This window comes from Pseudarthrobacter sp. MDT3-1 (genome assembly GCF_054510755.1).
In genome coordinates this window covers 1-1,300 of sequence record NZ_JBTNDX010000081.1, presented here as the reverse complement: position 1 = coordinate 1,300, position 1,300 = coordinate 1, and the positions used below count along the sequence as shown (strand labels likewise).

The window sequence follows — 1,300 nt, the reverse complement described above, 5'->3', positions numbered from 1 at the left end:
GAACGGGCCAGCGACCCCCGAACCACAAGCGCAAATTCCCCAACCTCGGCTTAACGTTTTTCTCGGCATAATCGCTGTTAAGCCGAATTCGGCTTAACAGCGATCGGGGAAGCGTCTACACCTCGACCGAGTTCAGGGCCTTGGTGACCGGCCTGGGCATGCGCTCCTCGATGGGGCGCACCGGCGTGTGCTGGGACAACAGCATGGCCGAATCGTTCTTCTCTGCCCTGAAAAACGAGCGCGTCTATCGGACCGTTTACGCGACTAAATCACAAGCCCGGAGCGACGTCATCCGCTACATCGAGGGGTTTTACAACAGCCGGCGCCGTCACTCCGCACTCGGTTACCGTCGGCCTAACGAAGTCCACTATGGTTATCAACAGCCAGCCTTGGCAGCGTAGAAGAATTCACTAATTCCGCTGTCCGAAATCCCCGCAGCAGCTCAGCGGAGGCTGGCTTTCAGCTCGGTGATGGCGGTCAAGAGTGCGGTGATAGTGCCGGATTCCGGGGTCTTGTCAACTATCAGCAGCCGCGTCCGCCGTTATGGCCGCGTCAATACCTGCCACTGCCCGGACGACCTCAGCGGGTTCATTGCTGATTCTGCATGATGGTTCGCCTCCTCGCACCGAATACGTGCGATGCGACAACCCGTCGTTGCCGGTCCACCAGCCGAGTCACCAGGCCGGGCTTCCCACTCCTGAGGGAACCCTTCTGCTCTAGCGAATTCGAGCGCACGGCGGCGACCCCACTCACCCGCGCGCAACTGCTGAGGAAGCGTCGGATACAGCTCCCGCGCCTGTGAGCCATTCGGTGCCTGCCCGACGAAACCCGTTGCTGAGCGCCGTTCTCTTCCGGCCACCAATTCCCTCAATCGGGTCTGCTTGGAAGACAGGCCGGGTGCGACAATCTATTTCACGAGCCATGGCGCCCAGCCGAAAACCGGAATCACCCCGGTCCCTCCCAAGACCACCATAAACGACGACCACCCCATCTCAACAGGGTGTCCCTATGTTTTTTGTCAAGCGTTGGGACCGGGTATTCCTTCGAGATGGTGGCGGATCGTTTTTGGGCAGGAACCAACGGCCGGCGGGGTTTGTCCGCCGGCTGATGGCCTCTGGCCTCTCAGGCTGTCGTGGGGCTCGGCGCGTCGTAGAGCGTGCCGTCGCGGAGCATCGCGAAGAGGACGTCGCAGCGGCCCCGGGCGAGGGCGATGAGGGCCTGGTTGTGCCGTTTGCCCTCGGCGCGCTTCCGGTCGTAGTACGCCCGTGACAGCGGGTCCTTCAACGCCGCGAATGAGGAG

At 61.8% G+C, this 1,300-nt stretch carries 2 pseudogenes; one reads left to right on the top strand and one right to left on the bottom strand.

The features are described from left to right. Nucleotides 1-95 precede the first annotated feature (95 nt). Nucleotides 96-401, top strand: a pseudogene (locus ACX80X_RS21210) (integrase core domain-containing protein); the annotation flags it as partial. 721 nt (nt 402-1,122) lie between these two features. Here ACX80X_RS21210 and ACX80X_RS21205 read toward each other — a convergent pair. Then, nucleotides 1,123-1,300, bottom strand: a pseudogene (locus tag ACX80X_RS21205) (IS110 family transposase); the annotation flags it as partial.